Below are 19,488 nucleotides of genomic sequence, written 5' to 3' on the forward strand. Positions count from 1 at the left end.
GCAAAACGGGCGCCTTTTCGGCGCCCGTTGTCTGTCATTCGGCCGCAATGGCGGTCGGTCTTTCCTCTTCGTGCGGATGCTTGTCCTTGCGCTTGCCGAGGCGGCCGACGAAGTCGTTCAGGCGGTTCATCTCGAGGAAGATGACCGGCGTGATGAACAACGTCAGGATCTGCGAGACGACGAGACCACCGACGACAGCGATACCGAGCGGCTGGCGAAGCTCCGAGCTGGCGCCACCGCCAATAGCGATCGGCAAAGCACCGAGCAGGGCGCAGAAGGTCGTCATCATGATCGGACGGAAACGACGCACGCAGGCTTCATGGATCGCATCCGCCGGCGATATGCCGCTAGTGGATCGAAGCGTTTCCAGCGCGACGTCGATCATCATGATCGCGTTCTTCTTGACGATACCGATCAGCATCAGCAAGCCGATGAGCGCGATGATCGACAGGTCGAAGCCGAAGAGCTTCAGGGCGAGCAACGCGCCGAGGGCGGCTGCCGGTAGACCGGAAAGAATGGTCAGCGGGTGAATGAAGCTTTCATAGAGAACGCCGAGGACCACATAGATCGTCAGGACGGCAGCAAGGATCAGATAAGGCGTGCTGCCCTGCGACTGCTGGAAGATCTGGGCGGTGCCGCCGTAGGACGTGAAGACGTCCGCCGGCACATTGAGGTCCTTCTTGATCTGCTCGATCTGAGCGGTAGCGTCGCCGAGCGCCTCGCCGGCCGGCAGGTTGAAGGACACGGTGGTCGAAACGAGCTGTCCAGTCTGGTTGATGGTAACCGGCCCCGTCGTGCGTTGGACATGCGCGAAGTTCGACAGCGGAACGAGGGCGCCGCTTGCCGAAGCGATCTGGATTTCCTGAAGCTTCTGGTCATCCCAGGGCGCGCTGGTGTCATATTCGACGATGACGTCGTAACTGTCGCCCGTGGACTGGATCTGGGCCGCGGCGTAACCCCCGAAGGATTCTTCCAGCGTCGTGCGTAGCTGATTGTTGTTGATGCCGTAGGCCGCCGCTTTTTCGGTATCGACGACGATGTTGGCCTGAAGCGCGTTGTTCTGCTCGTCCGACGTCACGTCGGTAAAGCGCGGATCGCGACGCATGGTGTCTTCGATCTTGTTGGCCCAGAGGTTGGTCTGGTCGGCGCTCAGCGCCTGTACGACGAGCTGATACTGGCTGGCTGTTTGGCGGCCACCGAAGCGCAGGCTCTGCTGCGGCGTGATGAAGGCCTTGAGACCGGCGATCTTGCCGATGCTGGAGCGCAGTTCGCGCAACGTCTGATCCAGAGGCTCGCGCTGGTCCTTTGCCTTCAGCTCGACATACATCGTGCCATTATTCAACGGCTGTCGAGCATTGCCGCCGACGATCGACATGACATGGGCGACGGCGGAGTTTTGCTTGACGAGTGCGGCGGCTTGGTTCTGCAGGTCACGCATGGCCGGATAGGAAATATCCTGACGGGCCTGGGTCGAGATCGTCAGTCGGCCGATATCCTCCGTTGGGAAGAAGCTCGCCGGCAGCGCCATGAACAGATAGACCGAGAGACCGATCGAGCCGAGGAAGCAGAGAAGAACGATACCACGGTTACGCAGGCACCAGGCGACACCCCGGTCATAGCCGCGTTGGGTCCAGTCGAAGCCGATGTTGAAGATACGCACGGGTAGCGGTGGTCGGCTGTGGCCGCCGGACAGGCGAGAGCTGAGCATTGGCGTGACGGTCAGCGAGACGATAGCCGAAGACACGATGGCGATGGCGACCACCATGCCGAATTCGTTGAAGATACGGCCGACGACACCACCCATCAGAAGGATAGGGATGAAGACGGCGATCAGCGAGATCGACATCGAGATGATGGTGTAACTGACTTCCGCCGAGCCCTTGATCGCCGCCTGCAGCACCGGCATGCCTTCCTCGACATGCCGCAATATGTTTTCGAGCATGACGATGGCGTCGTCCACGACAAGGCCGACCGCGAGCGTCAGCCCCAGCAGGGAGATATTGTCGATACTGTATCCAAGCACATACATCATGCCGAAGGTCGAGATCAGCGACAAAGGCACGGCAAGGCCCGGAATGATCGTTGCCGTCAGGTGGCCCGTAAAGAGATAGATGACTAGGACAACGAGGCCGATGGTCAGCAGCAGCGTGAACTTCACGTCGGAAATGGCGTCACGGATCGGCTGTGCCGAGTCGTTCATGATCGTCGTTTTCACCGAAGCCGGGATTTCCGCATGCAATTGCGGCAGCTTGGCATTGATCGCATCGACCACGTCGACGGTATTGGCGTCCGGTTGGCGCTGGATGGCGAGGATGATCGCCCGCTTGCCGTCATACCAGGAGCCAGTATTGGTGTTTTCCACGCTGTCCTGGACGTCGGCGACATCGCTCAGGTGGATCGGCGCCCCATTCGGGTTGGCGATCACCAGCGAGCGAAATTCCTGGGCATTGGTGCGCTGGGTGTTCGCATTGACGGTCATGCTCTGCGAATCGTTCTGCAGAGTGCCGACGGGAACCTGGCTGTTGGCGTTAACGAGCGCGGTGTTGACGGTGTCGATGCCGATGCCGCGGTTCTGCAGCTTGTTCGGGTCGACTTCAACGCGCACGGCGTAGGTCTGCGCGCCAAACACCGTCACTTCGGCGACGCCCGGAAGGGTCGACAGCGACGGCGAAATGATGTCCTCGGCGATCTCGTCAAGCTTGCTGCGCGGCATCGTATCGCTCTGCACGGCCAGCAGCATGATCGGCGCATCGGCCGGATTGGTCTTGCGATAGCTCGGTGCGGTCGTCAGATTGTCGGGCAACTGGCGCGTTGCATGCGAAATCGCCGCCTGAACGTCGGCGGCGGCGGCATCGATATCGCGGTTGAGGTCGAATTGGAGAACGATGCTCGTGTTGCCGAGCGAGTTCGTCGACGAGATTTCGCTGATGCCGGGGATGGTTTCGAACTGCTTGATCAACGGCGTTGAAACCGAGGTCGCCATGGTCTGCGGGGAGGCGCCGGTCAGCTGCGCAGAAACGTTGACAGTCGGAAAGTCGACCTGGGGCAGGGCTGCCACAGGCACGAGCTGGTAGCCAGCCAGACCGGCCATGACCACACCCAAGGCCAGAAGTGTCGTTGCAACCGGCCGCTGGATACAGAAATTGGGGATCATTGCTGCGCTCCAACCGTAATCGTTTCAGTCTTCTGACCCGACTGGCCGTCAGCCGAGGCGACATTCTGAGACTTGTCATCGTTGAACTGTTCGACAACGCTCTGGCCGTCGTTGAGCTGCACCTGACCTTCGACCACGACGTGATCGCCTTCCGAAAGCCCCTTGGCGACGGCTGTGAAGCTACCGTTCTGGCGGGCGACGGTGACCGGCGTCATATGCACCTTATTGTCCTTGACGACGAACGCGTAGAAGCCTTCGGCGCCAGGACTGATCGCGACCGTGGGCGCGACGATCACGGGCTGGTTGTTGTTGAAGTGCACGACGATATTGACCGATTGGCCGGGCCAGATGGCGCCATTGGCATTGTCGAACTTCGCCTTGGCGAGGATGGTACCGGATGCGGCATCGACCTGATTGTCGTAAAAGCTCATTGCGCCCTGGCGCGACTTGCCTTGCTCCGACCGCGGCACGGTGCTGACCGGCACGGAGCCAACCTGCATCGCTTCTTCCAGCTCGCGAAGATGGCTCTCCTGCAGGTGGAACTTGACGTAGATCGGATTGTACTGCGCGATCGATACGATCGCGGTGCCGGGGCTCACATAGGCGCCGACGCTGAGGGCGACGTCGCCGAGGCGGCCATCATAGGGCGCGCGGATCTGGGTGTTCTCAAGCAGGACCTGATCGGAAGCGAGCTGCGCCTTGTCACCGTTGACTGTCGCTGCCGCAGTATCGCGCGACGCGACGGCCTGATCCACCGTCTGCTGTGTGCCGGCGCCGTTCAACAGGCTTTTGGCACGCGCGAGGGCCGATTCGGCTTGGGTAAGAGTCGCCTGATCCTTAGCCAGCGTTGCCTCGTCCTTGTCGACGGCGGCCTGAGCTGTGCGTGGATCGAGCTTGGCGATCAAGTCGCCGGCTTTGACCATGGCGCCGTCCTGGGCCTGGATCAACGTAATGATGCCGGATTCCTGCGCGGCGACCGTCGTCGTATCCTGCGCATCGGCCCAGCCGGTGGCGGTGACATCGTTGGCCAACGACGTTTTCGTGACGGCGACGGTTTTGACGACAGTAGCTGCGGCCTGATGTTTGCCATGTCCACCGGCGTCCGCCGTCTTGGCGCTATCCTCGGTCTTGGCGGAAGCCTTGTCGACGAAAGCGGACATAAAGGGAATACGGTCGCGATAGCTCCATACTGCGAAGGCGGCAATAACGAGAAGGCCGAGAGAGAGCCAGAATTTCTTCATATTTAAGAACCGGTCGAAGCGAGTTGCGGGAAATGCGATGACTTCGAAGTGGATTTATTGCGGCGCAAACAGAGACGTGTTTCGCTGCAACTTCTCACATCGCCGTTACCGCTAACGTTCGGTTATCCTGTCCCTATAACGCGAATTCATGAACGCTATTCCGCCGCAATTTATCACAGTTCGCGGTGGTGAAAAATTAAAGCTTGGAAAGCTTTGCCGATGCGACGCTTCTTGCAGCGCAGCAAATGATCGAAATGACTATTTTTTGATTGCCGCCATGTAATAAAAGCGAGCCGAAGCCGACTTTTGCTGAGTTTATCTTGAGACAGCGAGTCCGGTCGTCATGACGAGACTCGCCGTTACTCACGCAATTGTGTTGTCACGGCTGGTTTCAGAGCGTGTCTTCTAGCGCGTGAAAGTTGTTCTTTAGAGCGATCGCGCGGCGCCGCCATCGCAACGGATCATCGAGCCGGTTACATAACTTGCGGGTTCGCTGCAGAGGAAGGCCGCCGTGGCGGCAAATTCCTCGACGTGGCCGTAACGGCCGGCGGGAATTCGCTGCTGCCGCTCGGCGCTGATGTCCTCCAGGCTTTTGCCGCTGCGTTTGGCCGCCGCACTGTCAAGATCGGCCAACCGGTCGGTGGCGATGCTGCCCGGCAGGAGCATGTTCACGGTGATGCCATCCGCCGCCACTTCGCCCGCCAAGGTCTTGCTCCATCCTGCAAGCGCGGGACGCAGCGTGTTGGACAGTGCCAGATTGGAGATCGGCTCGATGACGCCGGAGGAGGCAACGGTGAGGATACGCCCCCATCCTTGCGCCTTCATGCCCGGTAACAGCGCATTGGTGAGCGTGATGATCCGCGCCACCATCGACAGGAAATAGGTCTCCAGCCGCTCGGCGGTCATGTCAGCCGTCGTCCCCGGCGTCGGCCCGCCGCTATTGTTGACGAGAATATCGAGGCCGCCGAGCTTGTCGGCGACCGCCTTGCTGACGACGTCCACGAAGTTGTCGTCGTTGAGATCGGCCCAGATCCAGTCGGCCCGGCCTTTGCCCTCGGCATTGATGGCCTTGCAATTGGCTTCCAGCCTCTCGCCGCTGCGTCCACAAAGCAGGACATTCGCCCCCTCCCGCGCCAGCGCCACCGCGATGCCGTGACCCAGTCCCTTGGACGAGGCGAGAACCAGCGCTCGCTTTCCCTTGATGCCGAGATCCATCCTGTTCATCCTTCACACTGTTTGAGTCTTTCAGGCGGAATTTATAGAGCGCTGCAAACCGCTTTTGAAAGTTGAATGCCACGAACGATCGCGAAATATGGGTTAAAATATTGACGTTAACGTAAGCGTCATTTAACTTCACTGACGCGTTGGGTGAATTGGAGGATTGCCTGTCGCTTCCCGGCTCGACAATCCTCTCCCGTTTTGAGAAGAGATAATCGAAATGGGGAAGACGCCCAAAGGGGACAAGGCCGCGCATCCGGTTCAATCGGAGCCTGGCCAATCGGAGAGAGTGAATGACTGACGCCAGCGAGCTGCCTGAACGCGAGAGCATGGAATTCGACGTTGTGATTGTCGGGGCAGGCCCTGCCGGGCTGTCGGCGGCGATCCGTTTGAAGCAGGTCAGTCCGGACCTGACCGTCGTCGTGCTTGAAAAGGGGGCTGAAGTCGGGGCTCATATCCTGTCGGGCGCCGTCGTCGATCCCATCGGCATCGATCGCCTGCTGCCGGGCTGGCGCGAGGAGGAGGGGCATCCCTTCAAGACCGAGGTGACGGCCGATCACTTCATGCTGCTGGGTCCCGCCGGTTCCATCCGTTTGCCGAATTTCGCCATGCCGCCGCTGATGAGCAATCACGGCAATTATATCGTCTCTCTCGGTAATGTCTGTCGCTGGCTCGCCGAGAAGGCCGAGGCGCTGGGCGTCGATATCTATCCCGGCTTTGCCGCGACCGAAGTGCTTTATAATGACGACGGCGCCGTCATCGGTGTCGCTACCGGCGATATGGGCATCGAGAAGAACGGCGAGCCCGGCCCGAACTATACCCGCGGCATGGAGCTGCTCGGCAAATATGTGCTGATCGGCGAAGGCGTGCGCGGCTCACTTGCCAAGCAGCTGATTGCCAAGTTCGATCTGTCGAAAGATCGTGAGCCACAGAAGTTCGGTATCGGCATCAAGGAGCTGTGGCAGGTCAAGCCCGAGAACCACAGGCAGGGTCTGGTGCAGCACTCCTTCGGCTGGCCGCTCGGCATGAAGACTGGTGGCGGGTCCTTCCTCTATCATCTCGAGGACAATCTGGTGGCCGTCGGTTTCGTCGTGCACCTCAACTACAAGAACCCCTATCTCTATCCCTTCGAGGAATTCCAGCGCTTCAAGACACATCCGGCCATTCGCGGCACGTTTGAAGGCGGCAAGCGTATTTCCTATGGCGCCCGCGCCATCACCGAGGGCGGCTACCAGTCGGTGCCGAAACTGACCTTCCCCGGCGGCGCGCTGATTGGCTGTTCCGCCGGTTTCGTCAACGTGCCGCGCATCAAGGGCAGCCACAATGCGGTGCTGTCGGGCATGCTGGCAGCGGACAAGATTGCAGACGCGATCGCGGCCGGTCGCGCCAATGACGAAGTCATCGAGATCGAGAACGAATGGCGTGCCGGTGATATCGGCAAGGACCTGAAGCGCGTGCGCAACGTCAAGCCGCTCTGGTCGAAGTTCGGCACGGCGATCGGCGTTGCACTCGGCGGCCTCGACATGTGGACCAACCAACTCCTCGGCTTTTCCTTCTTCGGCACGCTGAAGCACGGCAAGACCGACGCGCAATCGCTGGAGCCGGCGGCCAAGCATAAGAAGATCGACTATCCGAAGCCGGACGGCGTGCTCACCTTCGATCGTCTCTCCTCGGTGTTCCTGTCGAACACCAATCACGAGGAAAACGAGCCGGTTCATCTCAAGGTCAAGGACATGGCGCTGCAGATATCGTCCGAGCACGACATCTATGCCGGCCCGTCGACCCGCTACTGTCCGGCAGGGGTCTATGAATGGGTGGAGAAGGACGGCAAGGAGACCTACGTCATCAACGCCCAGAACTGCGTCCACTGCAAGACCTGCGACATCAAGGATCCGAACCAGAACATCAACTGGGTCCCGCCGCAGGGCGGCGAGGGACCGGTCTATCCGAATATGTGATCGGGATGCTGGAGACCGGGCGAGACATCTACGCGATACGCTTGGCTCGCCCGGACGAACTGCACCTGCTGGCCGCCATCGAGGTCGATGCTTTCTGGGCACTGCACGAGGCCGGCGCGGTCGCCTGCGAACCGACCTCCTTGCCGATTGGCGTGCTGAAGCAATCGCTCGAAGCGGATCTGTTGCTCGTCGCAGCCGACCAGTTGGACCAGCCGTTCGGCTTTCTTGCAGGCCTCGCGATGGCAGATGCTGTCCATGTTGCGGAAATCGATGTTATCCGGCACTGGCAGAAAAAGGGCGTTGGACGCCGCTTGATGCAGGCTGTCATCGAGACCGTGCGGGCGCGCGGCGCATCTGGCGTTACCCTGACGACGGACCGCCATGTACCCTTCAACGCGCCATTCTATGCCTCACTTGGATTCCGCATATTGGACGAAAATGAGAGATCGGCGGAATTGACGCGAATCCTGGAAAGGGAGGTCGAGCACGGCGCGGATCCGGCCCGGCGGGTTGCGATGGCGCTGTGGTTCTGAGCTATAATGGTGCGGCAATTCTGAGGTTTTCGGCAACGCGCTGAAGTCGTTTGTCGCGCGTCCAAAGATAGGTTCCTGGTGTCAGCATCGCGGCTGCGGCGAGATGAGCATCGACATAACCGATCCCCGCACCCTGCAATTTGTTGGTCCGGATGAAATAAAGGACGTCATCATCCGACGCCTTTGCAATCTGATACAGCCGGCTCAGGCTTCGCATCACAAGATCATATTGCCGCAGATTTCCAAGGCTGATCTCGCCGACGACGAAGGGGTGAACAAGAACTTGTTTCTGCTCCAACAGAGATTGGAGCCGGATGTCCAGCGAGTGAAAATGATCAATCCAGATCGACGTATCGACCAGGATCATTCGACGCCAAACTGACGACGAGGAGGGGCCGTAATATCCGGTTCCGAACCGCCAAGGCGTATCAAGGTTCTGGCGGCTTCGCGTTCCACAAGGGCTTTCAACGCTTCGCGCAGGATCGCCGAGGTCTCGGCCAAACCGGTAACCTCGCGTGCATCCGCGAGCAATTTGTCGTCGATGGCTACCGTGGTGCGCATTGATATGCTCCTTTGTCATCAAAATTAGCATCAGATGATGTCGCTTTCAATGCCGAAGGCTGCCGATGGCAGCCTTCAATGTCTAGCTCTGCGGATGGCGCGCTCATTTGCGTGACAGCAGTCCCGTCGACAGCGCGACACCCAGTCCCGTAACCACTGCCGCCGAAATCTCGGCGACACCGAGCGGCTCGCCCAGCAGCATCCCGCCGCCGAAGGTGGCAAGCACCGGGGTGATGGCGGTGAAGGCGGCGGCTTGCGTGCCACCGAGGGCCTGGACGGCAAGACCGTAGGCGAGGGTGGCGGCAAGGCCGGAAAGTAGGCCTTGGCTGACGACCTGCAGACCGATCTCAGGCAGCGGGATGGAGGCGAGTGAGCTGCCGAAGACGAAAGCCAGCACGACATGGATGAGGAATGACCAGACGGCGATGATGGCGCTCGACTGGATGGCGTTCAGGCCGGAGCGGCGGAAGGCGTGGGTATAGCCGGCCCAGAGCAGAGCGCCGAGTGGCAGCAGCGTGAAGCTGATCCAGGAGACATCGGCACCGGAAAGGCTGCGCACCAAAAGGATGACGACGCCGGCGACGATGCCGCCAAGGCCGAGCCAGCGGGTGATATCCGGACGCTCACGAAACAGCAGCACGCCAATCAGCGCGGCCGCCAGCGGCATCGAGCCACCGAGCAGAATGCCGGCCGATGCGGCGGGCGTGAAGTGAATGGCGAAGGTGGTCAACTGGAAAAACAGCGCGCCAGAGCCGCATACCATCAGCGCCAGCAGTTTCAGCGGAACGCCTTTCGGCAGAAGGCCTGTGCGCAGCCAGACAGGAGAAAGCACCAGTGCCGGAACACCGTAGCGGATCAGGCCGAGGTCGATCGTGCTCATCTGCGTCTCAGTGGTGTGGCGGGTGGCGAGGATCCAGTTGGCCCAGATCAGCACTGTGATGATGGCGCCGGCATAGCCGATCGCGGTGGGCATTGTCTTGCGGGAGGAGAAAGCCAAAGTGGTCATCGACGTATCCTTTCTAACCGTCCGGATCATCATCCGGTTGAAGAAAAGATAACGCCGAAGGCCGAGGCATGTCCTTGCTAGTTATGGCTCCAGAAACATGCTATGAGCAATAATCTGCCAATATAGGCAATTGGATTTCTCAAAGATGCCAAAACTGGATAAATTCGATATTGCCATCCTTAACTGCCTGCAGGAGGATGCGCGCGCAACCAATGTCGAGATTGCCGAGAAGGTGAACCTCTCTCCGTCACCCTGTCTGAGGCGGATCCGCAATCTGGAAAAATCTGGTCTGCTGCGCGGTTACCGCGCCGATATCGATCGCAAGGAAGTGGGTCTCGGTTTGACGGTTTTCGTCGAGCTCAAGGTTGGGCACCACTCGAAGGAAAATTCCGAGGCGCAGCAGGCGGCATTGCTGGCGATCCCCGAGATCGTCGCCTGCCATTTGATTTCAGGAACGGCTGACTTTCTGGCCGAAGTCGTAGTGGAGGATCTGGCTGCCTATGAAAAGGTGATGTCGGAAAAGCTTCTGGTGTTGCCCGGCGTATCCGACCTGCGCTCGAATTTTGCGATCCGCACTCTCAAGACCAATGGCGCCTTGAAGCTGCGTCCGCCGGTCTGAAACGAAAAAGGGGCCGATACCGGCCCCTTCGATGTCGCGATTTCGATTGTCTTCAGAGCATCGTGCCGCTGAGGATCAGCAGCGCGACTGAGAAGTAGATCACCAAGCCGGTCACATCGACCAGCGTTGCAACGGCCGGAGCCGAGGCGCTGGCTGGATCGAGCCGCAGCCTCTGCAGCAGGAACGGCAGCATCGAACCTGCAAGCGAGCCGAAGGTGACGATACCGATCAGCGCGGCAAAGACGGTCAGGCCGACCAGCTGCCAGTGCGGGCCATAGTCGAACAGGCCGATGGTCTGCCAAAGCACGACGCGGGCGAAGCCGACAAGGCCGAGGATGGAGCCGAGCACCATGCCGGTCGGCAGTTCGCGCAGGGCGACGCGCCACCAGTCGGAAAGCTTGAGCTCGCCAAGCGCCAGTGCCCGGATGATCAGCGAGGTCGCCTGCGAGCCGGAATTGCCGCCCGAGCTCATGATCAGCGGGATGAACAGCGTCAGGACGACGGCCTTTTCCAATTCGCCTTCGAAATGCTGCATGGCGCTTGCCGTCAGCATTTCGCCGAGGAAGAGGGCGGCGAGCCAGCCGGCGCGCTTGCGGATCATGCCCACAAAGCCGATCTTCATGTACGGCTGGCCGAGGGCCTCCATGCCGCCGAACCTTTGCGCGGCTTCCGTGTTGTCGGCAATCATCGTGTCGATGACGTCATCGACGGTGACAATGCCGAGCATGCGACAGTTTTCATCGACAACCGGCAATGCCAGCAGGTCGTGGCGGCGAATGAGGCGAGCGACATCCTCCTGTTTCATCAGGGGAGGCGCCGTGACCGGCGTACCCTTCTGCGCGACCGTCAGGATACAGGCGTCCGGCTCGCCGGTGATGAGGCGGCGCAGTGTCACCACATGCAGCAGCGCCTGCGTTTCGTCGTCCAGCACGTAGATGGCATAGACGGTCTCGCGGGAGCGTTCGACCTTGCGAACATGGTCGAGCGTCTGGGCAACGGTCCAGCTGGCGGACGCGCTGACGAATTCCGTCGTCATGATGCCGCCTGCCGTGCGCGGCGGGTAGCCCATCAGGCCCTGGATCGCGACGCGAACCGGCTCGTCAAGGGTGGCAAACAGCCGAGTGCGCGCCTCGCTATCCAGCTCCAGCAGGACGTCGGCCACGCGGTCGTTGGACATGCCGTGCAGCAGTCGCGCGGCGTCGGCATCGGTCATGACCTCGAGAATGGCGGAGGCGTTGCGAAGTTCCGGCCGGTCGAGGATGCGAACGGCGCGTTCCTCCGGCATTTTGGCGAGGATGCGTGCGGCTTCTTTCGCGTCGATAGCATTCAGCTGCTCGACGCGTTCCGCGATGGTGACGGCGCGGTTGTTATTGATGAACGCACGAGCGGCATTGCCGGCTCGCACGGGAAGGCTGTTGATGTTCATAATAGCTCGCCTTTCCAGTCGATCTGCCGTCGTGGCGGATCGTGGCGAGCCGACAGGAGTCGGTTACTGCACGAAGGCCACTGACGGCAAGGGCAATCGACTACTACTGTCGCTAGGCATCGTAAGATGGCTCCGGTTAATCGGTATGGAAAACGCTGTTCCCCACATGGGGGCAGAAGTCGCTCCGAAGTGGCGAAAAGTCAAGTGGGCGAGACGGTTAATGCCATAATGTCGCAGTAAAAATTCGATTGCGCAGCCAACGGCTTTTGCATTGCAGCAATCACTATTTCAGAAGGACCAAAAATGGCTTGGCCGGGCGGTTTGCACCCGGCCGTGTGAGCGAATGAATGAGCCTCAGAAGCCGGCCAGAACGACCTTGCCCTTCATTTTGCCGGTCTCGACCAGCGCATGTGCTTTCTTCAGGTTGGCGGCGTTGATCGTGCCCAGCGTTTCGGTGAGCGTGGTTCGGATCTTGCCGGCATCGACCAGTTCGGCGACCGTGGTCAACAGCCGGTGCTGCTCGATCATGTCGGCCGTGTTGAAGAGCGGGCGGACGAACATCATCTCCCAATGGATCGAGATCGCCTTGCGCTTAAAGGGGACGATATCGAGCACCTTCGGATCGTCGATCAGCCCCAAGCGGCCCTGTGGCGCGATGATTTCCACGATCGAGGCGATATGATCGCTGGTGTTGGTGGTCGCGAAGACGAAGGCCGGGGCGCCGATGCCAAGGGCTTCGATTTGAGGCGCCAATAGCTTGGAGTGATCGATGACGTGGTGGGCGCCGAGTTCCTTCACCCAAGCCTGGGTTTCCGGCCGAGAGGCGGTGGCAATCACGGTCAGGCCGGTCAGTGCCCGAGCGATCTGGATAGCGATCGAGCCGACGCCGCCGGCACCGCCGATGATGAGGATGGCATTGGCGGCACCCGGGACAGGGTCCTGAACCTTGAGGCGGTCGAACAATGTCTCGTAAGCGGTGATCGAGGTGAGCGGCAGGGCAGCTGCCGCAGCGAAATCGAGGCTCTTCGGCTTGGCGCCGACAATGCGCTCGTCCACCAGCTGAAACTCGGCGTTCGAGCCGCCGCGATTGATGGCGCCAGCGTAGAAAACCTCGTCGCCGGGCTTGAACATGGTGACATCGGGACCGACTGCCTTGACGACACCGGCGGCATCCCAGCCGATCACCTTGTATTCGCCTTCGGCGGGGGCGGCGCTGGCACGGACTTTGATATCGACCGGATTGACGGAGACAGCCTTGATTTCGACCAGGAGATCGCGGCCCTTGGCTTCGGGTGTCGGGAGATCGACGTCGAGAAGCGACGTCTCGGCGGAAATCGGCTGGGGGATCTTGTAAGCGACGGCACGCATGGCAAAGCTCCTATATTCGTTGCACAGGATCCAGATGCGTCTTATGTATGGAACATACAAGAATGCACAAATTCTGTACGTAGTACCTAAAAGGATACTGTCGATGTCACTACCCCGCGCCAAGCTCGTCGGGAATTTCCCCGGTTGCCCGGTCGAGGCGACGTTGAGCCTGCTCGATGGCAAGTGGAAGGGCGTGATCCTGTTCCATCTGATGGAAGGGACGCTGCGTTTCAATGAGATCCGCCGAAAGCTGCCGTCGGTGACGCAGCGCATGCTGACGAAGCAGCTACGGGAACTGGAAGTGTCCGGTCTGGTCTCGCGTACCGTTTTCCCGGTCGTGCCGCCACGCGTCGACTATGCGCTGACGCCACTTGGCACCAGCCTGGAACCGCTCATCAAGGCGATGGCCGTCTGGGGTGAGGAAAATGTCCTCTGCCATACCGGCAAGCAGGAGGTGCGGCTTTCGCCAGCCTCATGCACTCCGGCTGTTGCGCTCCAGGGCAATTGAGATCCCGAAGACAACAAGGCCGAGGACAGAGAGGACCGCGCCGACATAACCGGTCGCAGCCGCGGTAAAGCCCCAGGCAATCACCATGCCGCCGAGCCAGGCGCCGAGCGCATTGGCGATGTTGAAGGCGGAATGATTGGAGGCGGCAGCAAGCGTCTGTGCATCTGCGGCGACATCCATCAGCCGCGTCTGCACGGCAGGGCACGCGGCAAAGCCGCAGCCGATCAGGAAGACACAGAGACAGAGCATTATCGGATTGGCGGCGGTCAGCGAAAACAGCGTCATGACGATGACGTTGAAGACCATCATGCCGCCGATCGTGCCCTTGATCGATAGGTCGCCGAGGCGCGAGCCGACGACGTTGCCGACATTCATGCCGATGCCGAAGAGCGCCAGCACGACGGGCACCATGGCGGTACCCAGACCGGCAACTTGCGTTGTTGTCGTCGCGACATAGCTGAAGACCGAGAACATGCCGCCGAAGCCGACGGCTGCGATGCCGAGCGTCAACCAGACTTGAATGCGCTTGAGTGCGCCGAGCTCGCGGGTGATGCTGGCGCCTTCCTCAACCCGGTCCTTGGGCAGGAACAGGGCGATCAGCAGCATGGTCGCGAGGCCGATGCCGCCGACCAGCATAAAGGCAGCCCGCCAATTCAGGATCTGGCCGAGGAAGGTGGCGATCGGCGTGCCGATCAGGGTAGCGATGGTAAGGCCGAGCATGACCTGGCCAACGGCACGGACGCGACGATGAACCGGCACCATCGAGGCGGCCACGAGTGCTGCAACGCCGAAATAGGCGCCATGCGGCAGGCCGGTGATGAAACGCAGGGCGGCGAAGCTCTCGAAGCTCGGAGCGAAGGCGCTGGAGATATTGCCCGCCGCGAAGATCGCCATCATCAGAAGGAGCAGCGTGCGCCGCGCCATCTTGGCGGCGAGAACGGCGATGATCGGCGCGCCAACGACAACGCCGAGCGCATAGGCACTGATGACATGGCCCGCCTGCGGAGTGGAAACGCCGAAGGTATTGGCGACCTCGGGCAACAGCCCCATGATGACGAATTCGCCGGTGCCGATGCCGAAGCTGCCGACCGCGAGAGCCAACGTGACGAGCGCGATCGCAGCACGCGACGGCGTCTCGAGGACGGATTGGGAATCGATGACGTCGGCGGTGATATCGCTCACGAAAACTCCATGTCGGCGATCATGCAGAAGCGCCGCGAGGCAGGCAGCGAAACCTGGGATAGAGGCTTCGGGCACAGCATAGAAACTGAAAAGATCGGGAAGGCACGAACATGCCTCGCGCGATAGTATGTTTGGTGCCATACCTCTGTCGCGTGCGTTTTTTGCAGTGCAGCATACCGCTTCACGCATAAGTACTTGCGCATCCTCGCCCACCAGCCACTCGCCGTCTCGGCCGCAACTGGCATCGAATGCTTGAAATCGTGGCGGTTGGAACCATCTGTGAAGGAGCAGGCGTGGGGATCAGCTCCTTCCTGAAACCCATTTGGTGAGAAAACCGAGAGCTTTTATGAAACTGATCGGCTTTTTCAACCGCGATGGCGGTACGTTCAAAACCACGGACATGGCCGCCTACGAAAAGAAGGCGGAGCAGGTTTTCCGGGATGCCGGGCATGATTTCGAGGGTCTGGTCGTCTCGGGCGGAGAAGTGGTGGCGGCGATGGAGCGCGCGGCGCGACGCGACGATATCGACGGCATCGTTGCCGGCGGCGGTGATGGTACGATCTCGGCGGCAGCCTCCGTCGCCTGGAAAAACGGCGTCGCGCTCGGCGTCATTCCGGCCGGAACCATGAACCTCTTTGCGCGGTCGCTGAAGCTGCCGCTCGATATCTGGCAGGTGCTGGACGTGCTGGCGACCGGGGAGGTCGAGCAGGTCGATATCGGCAGCGCCAACGGTCGGCCCTTCATTCACCAGTTTTCCGCAGGCCTGCATGCGCGCATGGTGCGTTACCGCAACGCCTATACCTACCGCTCGCGCATCGGCAAGATATCGGCCAGCACCCGCGCCGCCTTCGGCGTCATCGTCAACCCGCCGGAGTTCGCCGTTGATTTCGAAGTGGAAGGACGTCGCGAGCACCGGCATGTCTCGGCGATTTCGGTTTCCAACAACCCCTATGGTGCCAATGCACTGCTTTATGCCGACGATCTGCGCAGCGGCGAGCTTGGTTTTTATACGGCAAGGCCGCTGCGGCCGCTGGGCGTCGCCCGGCTTGCCGTCGATATGCTGCGCGGTCGGTTCCGCGAGAACGCCGATGTCATGGTCATGCATACGCGGGAAGTACACCTGCATTTCCCGAAGCTGCGCAGCCTCGCCAATTGCGTCATGGACGGCGAGCTTCTTCCGCTGCAACGCGATGTCACGCTCAAGCTTCATGCCGGCGAACTGAAGGTGATGATCCGGCAGGGCACGGCGACGCGCGCCGCCGAGGAAGACACGGCTCGCAGCGCGATCGTCTGAAATTGATCAAAGCCGCGGCAGATAGGTCCGGTAATCGAAGTCGGAAACGGTGCGCAGGTGGCTGATCGCTTCCTTGCGCTTCGTGTCGCCATAGAGCTTCTGATATCGCATCCCGAAAATATCGGCGATGAACGGGGAGGTGCTGAAGCGCTCGACGGCGGTGAGGAAGTCATGCGTCAGTCGTGGCGCATCGGCCGGCACATGGTTTGGTGTTGTCTCTTCGCCGGGATCGAGATCGTTCTCCAGCCCCAGCAATATGCCGCCGAGGATTGCCGCCAGCATCAGGTAGGGATTGGCATCGGCGCCGGCGACACGGTGTTCGATACGCGCGCCCGGTCCATCCTTTTCGGGAATGCGTATGGCGGTCCCGCGATGGCCGTAGCCCCAGGTGAGGTCTATCGGCGCAAACGAGCCCGGCTGGAAGCGGCGATAGGAATTGGCATAGGGCGCAAAGACCAGCTGCGCATCCAGCAGAGTCTGCAGCAGGCCGGCAGAGATCGATTTCAGTTTCACCGGCTCGCCGCCCTTAGCGTCGAGAATATTGTGGCCCTTGTCGTCGATAATGCTGGCATGCACATGCAGGCCGGAGCCGGCATGGTCTGTATAGGGCTTCGCCATGCAGGTCGATTTCAGGCCGTGTTTGCGTGCCGCCTGTTCGGCCACCCGTTTCAGGAGGATGCAATCGTCGGCGGCGGCCAGCGCATCCGGGCGATGCAGCAGGTTGACCTCGAATTGGCCGGGGCCGAACTCCGCGGTGGTCGCATCGGCCGGTAGGTTCTGCGCCTTGGCATAGGCGCGCAGGGTTTCGAGATAGTCGCCGAGCAGGTCGACAGCATCCATGTCGTAGAGCTGGTAGCCGTTCGGTTCGCCGCGATACATCAGCGCCGGCGGCGGCGAGGGGGTGCCGCGTTCGCGCCAGTCGCCGGCAAGCAGATAGAATTCCAGCTCGGTCGCGACCACGGGCGTCAAGCCGAGCGCCTTGTAGCGTTCGAGGACGGAGCTGAGGATCGCGCGCGGGTCCTGGAAACTCGGGCTGCCGTCGAGCTCATGCATGGTGGCGAGAACCTGTTTCGATCCCGGCGGCGCCCAGGGCATGTCGGCGAGTGTGCGCGGATCGGCGACGCAGATGCCGTCGGGGTCGCCGATGGTCATCGACAGGCCGGTGATCTCGTCATTGTCATAGCCCCAGATATCCAGCGATTGTGTCGAGGTCGGCACGCGCACCGCGCCACTCAAGACCTTCTTTTCGGCCTCGATGGGGATCTGCTTGCCGCGAAGGCGGCCGTTCATGTCGGCGATCAGCACTTCGATGCGTGCCGTACCCTTGGTCGCGTTGTCAGCCGCCATGCCCTTGTCATTCCCCGATGCTCACGTCATGGTCGTAAACGATCGAAGCCAGCCTTTCAATCGGATAGGGATTCTGCAAACGATGCCCGACACTTCCAGCCGCTCCAATCTCGCCGCCATCGATGCCGCTCATCATCTCCATCCCTTCGCGGACATGAAGAAGTTGAACGCCGACGGCGCGCGGATCATCCAGCGTGGCCAGGGCGTCTATATCTTCGACAGCAACGGCAAGAAATATCTCGATGGCTTTGCGGGGCTCTGGTGCGTCAATATCGGCTACGGGCGAACGGAGATCGCCGATGCCGCCATCCGGCAGATGAACGAGCTGCCTTATTACAACACCTTTTTCGGCACGACGACGACGCCGGTGACGCTGCTGTCGCAGAAAGTCTGCGCCCACGCCGGCCCGCACTTCAATCATGTCTTCTTCACCAATTCCGGCTCGGAAGCCAACGACACCTGGTTCCGCATGGCGCGCGTCTACTGGAGCGCTATCGGCCAGCCGGCGAAGAAGACCGTTATCGCCCGCAGGAACGGCTATCACGGCTCCACCGTTGCCGGCGCCAGCATGGGCGGCATGAAGTACATGCACGAGCAGGGCGACCTGCCGATCCCCGGCGTCGTCCATATCGGGCAGCCCTATTGGTACGGCGAAGGCGGCGATCTCTCGCCGGAGGAATTCGGCCTCAAGGTCGCCCGCGAGCTGGAAGAGAAGATCGATGAGCTGGGCGAAGACAATGTCGCGGCCTTCATCGCTGAGCCGGTGCAAGGGGCAGGCGGCGTCATCATTCCACCTTCGACCTATTGGCCGGAAATCGCCCGTATCTGCAAGGCGAGAAACATTCTGCTGGTCTGCGACGAGGTGATCTGCGGCTTTGGAAGGCTCGGCTCCTGGTTCGGCTACCAGCATTTCGGCGTCGAGCCCGATCTTGCTCCCATCGCCAAGGGCCTGTCATCGGGCTATCTGCCGATCGGCGGCGTGCTGGTCAGCGACCGCATCGCCGATGTGCTGATCAACGATGTCGGCGAGTTCAACCACGGCTTCACCTATTCCGGCCACCCGGTCTGCGCCGCCGCCGCCTTGGAAAATCTCCGGATCATCGAGGACGAACAGCTGATCGAGCGCGTCCGCGACGACATCGGTCCCTACTTCGCCAAGGTGTGGGGCGGTCTTGCGGACCATGAGATGGTTGGCGAAGCCGTCAGCATCGGGCTGATGGGCGCGCTGCAGCTCGCCGCCGACAAATCCACCCACCGCCGCTTTGAAAAGCCGGATGCGATCGGCTCGGCAGTGCGCAATCACGCTTTGACCAATGGTCTTGTGTTACGCGCCACCGCCGACCGCATGCTGGCCTCGCCGCCGCTGATCATCAGCCACGATCAGGTGGACGAGATGGTCCGGATCACCCGGCTGGCGCTGGATGCCGTCTGGGCGGACGTCAGAGCGTAGTCAGCTCTTATCCGGCAAGGATGGCGCATCCCACTTGCCCGCCTTGTGCAGGGCAAGCGTCAGTGCCGCGACATGAATGACCTGGATCATCTTGCCCTCGAGCGCCAGCCCGATAGCCTGCCGGATCGGCATGCGAATGAGGCGGATGCGCTCGGTCGGATCGTCCGAGGGCTTCGCGGTGAGTTCGACATTGCGGGCAAGTACGATGTGGCAAAGGTTGGTGTGGGTAGCAGGGTTGGCGGCAAGGCTGCCGACATGCTCCCATTCAGGAGCAGAGAGCCCGGTCTCTTCCCTCAATTCTCGCGCCGCCGCCTCGACCGGACTGGCATCGCTCGCGTCAATAGCACCGCCCGGCAGTTCCAATGCGACGACACCCAGACCGTGGCGATATTGTTGGACCAGATAGATGTTGTCCTCGGCATCAAGCGCCACCACTTCCACCCAGTCTGGATATTCCAGCACATAATAGGGCGCAATCTCCACCCCCTCCGCCGTGACGCAGGCGTCAGCTCGGACTTTCAGCCACCGGTCGTGCAGCAGCTGGGTGGAGCTTTTAACCTGCCATGGTGGAAGATCGGCGGAGTCAGGCAGAGCGTTCTCAGGCGTGTCGGTCGGGTTCATCA

General features: G+C 61.0%; 17 protein-coding genes. 6 read left to right on the forward strand and 11 right to left on the reverse strand.

Going from position 1 to position 19,488, the window contains the following annotated elements; translation table 11 throughout:
* Positions 1-34: 34 nt before the first annotated feature.
* From HB780_RS31205 to HB780_RS31215, 3 genes are all read right to left on the reverse strand, one after another.
* Positions 35-3,154 carry an efflux RND transporter permease subunit gene (locus tag HB780_RS31205; RefSeq protein ID WP_183692126.1) on the reverse strand — a complete coding sequence of 1,040 codons (3,120 nt, stop codon included), beginning with the start codon at positions 3,152-3,154 and terminating at the stop codon, positions 35-37.
* Positions 3,151-4,395 carry an efflux RND transporter periplasmic adaptor subunit gene (locus HB780_RS31210; RefSeq protein ID WP_183692128.1) on the reverse strand — a complete coding sequence of 415 codons (1,245 nt, stop codon included), beginning with the start codon at positions 4,393-4,395 and terminating at the stop codon, positions 3,151-3,153. Before HB780_RS31210 ends, HB780_RS31205 begins: the two co-directional genes overlap by 4 nt.
* A gap of 426 nt (positions 4,396-4,821) precedes the next feature.
* The gene (locus HB780_RS31215; RefSeq protein WP_183692130.1) at positions 4,822-5,610 is read right to left on the reverse strand and encodes an SDR family oxidoreductase; all 789 of its coding nucleotides are present in this window, start codon (positions 5,608-5,610) and stop codon (positions 4,822-4,824) included.
* Positions 5,611-5,906: 296 nt separating this feature from the next.
* Between HB780_RS31215 and HB780_RS31220 the strand changes: the two genes are divergently transcribed.
* A complete protein-coding gene (locus HB780_RS31220) occupies positions 5,907-7,571 on the forward strand; it encodes an electron transfer flavoprotein-ubiquinone oxidoreductase (RefSeq protein WP_183692132.1) in 1,665 nt (554 codons plus the stop codon).
* A 5-nt stretch (positions 7,572-7,576) separates the two neighbouring features.
* Positions 7,577-8,104, forward strand: a complete 528-nt coding sequence (locus HB780_RS31225; protein ID WP_183692134.1) for a GNAT family N-acetyltransferase — start codon at positions 7,577-7,579, stop codon at positions 8,102-8,104.
* Position 8,105: 1 nt separating this feature from the next.
* On the opposite strand, the gene HB780_RS31230 is transcribed toward HB780_RS31225, so the two are convergent.
* The 3 genes from HB780_RS31230 to HB780_RS31240 all read right to left on the reverse strand — a co-directional run bounded on the left by HB780_RS31230 (position 8,106) and on the right by HB780_RS31240 (position 9,671).
* Positions 8,106-8,471, reverse strand: a complete 366-nt coding sequence (locus HB780_RS31230) for a type II toxin-antitoxin system VapC family toxin (RefSeq protein ID WP_183692136.1) — start codon at positions 8,469-8,471, stop codon at positions 8,106-8,108.
* Complete coding sequence (locus tag HB780_RS31235; RefSeq protein WP_047464553.1) at positions 8,468-8,665, reverse strand: type II toxin-antitoxin system VapB family antitoxin; 198 nt, start codon at positions 8,663-8,665, stop codon at positions 8,468-8,470. Before HB780_RS31235 ends, HB780_RS31230 begins: the two co-directional genes overlap by 4 nt.
* A 103-nt stretch (positions 8,666-8,768) precedes the next feature.
* Positions 8,769-9,671 (reverse strand): DMT family transporter, encoded by a 903-nt coding sequence (locus tag HB780_RS31240; RefSeq protein WP_183692138.1) that lies wholly within the window; start codon positions 9,669-9,671, stop codon positions 8,769-8,771.
* Positions 9,672-9,816: 145 nt separating this feature from the next.
* On the opposite strand from HB780_RS31240, the gene HB780_RS31245 reads away from it, so the two are divergent.
* Positions 9,817-10,290 carry an Lrp/AsnC family transcriptional regulator gene (locus tag HB780_RS31245; RefSeq protein WP_183692140.1) on the forward strand — a complete coding sequence of 158 codons (474 nt, stop codon included), beginning with the start codon at positions 9,817-9,819 and terminating at the stop codon, positions 10,288-10,290.
* 52 nt (positions 10,291-10,342) lie between these two features.
* Here the strand turns inward: HB780_RS31245 and mgtE are convergent, their stop codons facing one another.
* Both mgtE and HB780_RS31255 read right to left on the reverse strand, forming a co-directional pair.
* Positions 10,343-11,716 carry a magnesium transporter gene (gene mgtE / locus HB780_RS31250; protein ID WP_183692142.1) on the reverse strand — a complete coding sequence of 458 codons (1,374 nt, stop codon included), beginning with the start codon at positions 11,714-11,716 and terminating at the stop codon, positions 10,343-10,345.
* Between the two features lie 354 nt (positions 11,717-12,070).
* The gene (locus HB780_RS31255) at positions 12,071-13,084 is read right to left on the reverse strand and encodes a zinc-binding alcohol dehydrogenase family protein (RefSeq protein WP_183692143.1); all 1,014 of its coding nucleotides are present in this window, start codon (positions 13,082-13,084) and stop codon (positions 12,071-12,073) included.
* 103 nt (positions 13,085-13,187) lie between these two features.
* Here HB780_RS31255 and HB780_RS31260 point away from each other — a divergent pair, with 103 nt between their 5' ends.
* On the forward strand, positions 13,188-13,592 hold the full coding sequence (locus HB780_RS31260; RefSeq protein ID WP_183692145.1) for a winged helix-turn-helix transcriptional regulator: 405 nt from the start codon (positions 13,188-13,190) through the stop codon (positions 13,590-13,592).
* Here HB780_RS31260 and HB780_RS31265 read toward each other — a convergent pair.
* Positions 13,557-14,765, reverse strand: a complete 1,209-nt coding sequence (locus HB780_RS31265) for an MFS transporter (RefSeq protein ID WP_286203200.1) — start codon at positions 14,763-14,765, stop codon at positions 13,557-13,559. The genes HB780_RS31260 and HB780_RS31265 overlap by 36 nt on opposite strands.
* Positions 14,766-15,120: 355 nt before the next feature.
* On the opposite strand from HB780_RS31265, the gene HB780_RS31270 reads away from it, so the two are divergent.
* On the forward strand, positions 15,121-16,068 hold the full coding sequence (locus HB780_RS31270; RefSeq protein WP_183692150.1) for a diacylglycerol/lipid kinase family protein: 948 nt from the start codon (positions 15,121-15,123) through the stop codon (positions 16,066-16,068).
* Positions 16,069-16,074: 6 nt separating this feature from the next.
* Here HB780_RS31270 and HB780_RS31275 read toward each other — a convergent pair whose 3' ends face one another.
* On the reverse strand, positions 16,075-17,415 hold the full coding sequence (locus tag HB780_RS31275; protein ID WP_183692152.1) for a glutamine synthetase family protein: 1,341 nt from the start codon (positions 17,413-17,415) through the stop codon (positions 16,075-16,077).
* Positions 17,416-17,497: 82 nt separating this feature from the next.
* Here HB780_RS31275 and HB780_RS31280 point away from each other — a divergent pair, with 82 nt between their 5' ends.
* Entirely contained in the window at positions 17,498-18,865 is a 1,368-nt protein-coding gene (locus tag HB780_RS31280) for an aspartate aminotransferase family protein (RefSeq protein WP_183692154.1), read from the forward strand.
* Here the strand turns inward: HB780_RS31280 and HB780_RS31285 are convergent, their stop codons facing one another.
* Positions 18,866-19,486 (reverse strand): NUDIX hydrolase, encoded by a 621-nt coding sequence (locus HB780_RS31285; RefSeq protein ID WP_183692156.1) that lies wholly within the window; start codon positions 19,484-19,486, stop codon positions 18,866-18,868. It lies immediately after the preceding gene.
* Between the last annotated feature and the right edge of the window lie 2 nt (positions 19,487-19,488).

This window comes from Rhizobium lusitanum, assembly GCF_014189535.1.
Classification (GTDB): Bacteria; Pseudomonadota; Alphaproteobacteria; order Rhizobiales; family Rhizobiaceae; genus Rhizobium; species Rhizobium lusitanum_C.